Genomic DNA, 1856 nt, shown 5'->3' with positions numbered 1-1856 from the left:
TTACGCTGCTCAGGAAGGCATCGTTTTCCAGCACCAGCCAGTCGGCGCGTTTGCCCACCGCCAGTTCACCGGTGTTGATCGCGCACGCCTGTGCACCGCCTTGTGCCGCCTGCTGCCACAGCAGATCCCCGATATTCGTCACTAATATTAAAAATTTTTTAACGTTCGGTCAAGAAATTTCAAACCTGATCGGACAGCCAAACTTCAGGTGCTTCTCACGTGTTAAAGACATTAAAATTAATACAAATACCAGACAGCATTATAAAACACTTGTGAAACACCTTACAGACAAAAAATATGAATTCCATTGCTACCAGCTTAAGGAAGAAAAATCTTACAGAGTGGTACTTAGAGGTCTTCACAACACTACCCCAACAGATGCAATAAAGCGAGATATAGAAGAACTTGGACATAAAGTCAGACAAATCGCTTGTGTATTGCACCCGACTGAAAAATATCCCCTACCACTATTTTTCGTCGATTTGGAACCTGCACCAAATAATGCAGAAATATTTAATATAATGAGGCTGGTTTACTCTTGTGTGCGGTTTGAAGAGCCCAGACAAAAAGCAATTATTGTCCAGTGCACCAGGTGCCAAAACTTAGGTCACACCAAAGCCTATTGCCACCATCAGGCCAGATGCGTCAAATGCGCTGGTCCACACCTATCCGAAAGTTGCCAAAAGACCCGAGAGACCCCAGCGAAATGTGCACTTTGTGGTGACGACCACCCAGCTAACTACAGAGGCTGCTTGGTCTACAAAAACTTCCAAAGACAAAGAGCTTATAACTCTGCTTCAAAAACCCAGGATCAGAAGAACTTTGCATCTCGACCTGAAAAACCGGATTCTGCGACAAGACATCCAGAAAAAAATGAAAACACCGGCTCACAGCCTTCTGCTTCAATTCCCGTGAATCCTCCTCGCCAGGGACTCAGAACAACATATTCTTATAAGTTAAGACAGCCCCGAGGTCAGGCGCCTCAGACCTCCCATCCTGTCACTCAGCCCTCCCAACCACTCCCCTGCACTTCCCAACCTCAGACTCAAGCACCGCAAGACATTCCCTTATATAAATTACCTCTTAAGGTTAAACTACCACCTGAGGCCTCACACCCAGCACCAGCCTATCCTATCCAAATTAAACCCCCAACCCAAGCTCCATTAAAAGTCGAACCTACTCCTCATATCACAAGATGTATCCAACCCCCACCTAGCCAGGTCAATCCTATCCCTCAAGCCTCTGACTTCTATCCTTTTCCCGCCCAAAAATCAACAGATATAACAGCGATCCTCTCATCCTTTCTTTTAGATCTGAAAGAGACTATTAAACCTCTAATCTCCCTTCTTACCAGAATCCTTTCAGAAATCCCATTTAATCTCCCTCGATGAACGGAAAATTCCTAGCAGTCCTTTTGTGGAATGCAAATGGTCTTCAAAACCACCGAGACGAACTTGACCTTTTTCTTCACGACAATAAAATAGACATTGCTCTTCTGACAGAAACTCACTTCACATCACGATCTTATTTTTACATACGTGACTACATCACTTACAGAGCAGATCATCCTGACAACACCTCCCATGCAGGCTCCTGTATCCTTATCCATAAATCCTTACCTCATTCTCTGCTTCCTTCTACTCCAACTGATGCCATTCAGTCAACCTCCATAATCATATCAGCTCGTCCCTTCAATTTATCATTTTCAGCTGTATACTGTCCTCCCGGTAATTCCCTTTCTTATAACCTCCTTGATTCGTTATTCCGATCACTTGGACCGCGCTTCATTGCTGGAGGAGACTACAACGCCAAACACCAACGATGGGGATGCAGAACATCCAACTCCCGTGGCAATA

At 44.9% G+C, this 1856-nt stretch carries 2 protein-coding genes; both read left to right on the top strand.

The features are described 5' to 3' along the window. Positions 1-71: 71 nt before the first annotated feature. Positions 72-1391, top strand: a complete 1320-nt coding sequence (locus tag FD744_RS26045; RefSeq protein ID WP_373424457.1) for a hypothetical protein — start codon at positions 72-74, stop codon at positions 1389-1391. Next, the coding region (locus tag FD744_RS26040) for an endonuclease/exonuclease/phosphatase family protein (RefSeq protein ID WP_160870026.1) at positions 1388-1856 on the top strand (469 nt) is incomplete at its 3' end. The genes FD744_RS26045 and FD744_RS26040, both read left to right, overlap by 4 nt.

This window comes from Pantoea sp. Taur (assembly GCF_009830025.1).
Taxonomy (GTDB): domain Bacteria; phylum Pseudomonadota; class Gammaproteobacteria; order Enterobacterales; family Enterobacteriaceae; genus Pantoea; species Pantoea communis.
The sequence above is the reverse complement of the archived record's forward strand: the minus strand, read 5'-3'. Positions and strand labels throughout refer to the sequence as shown.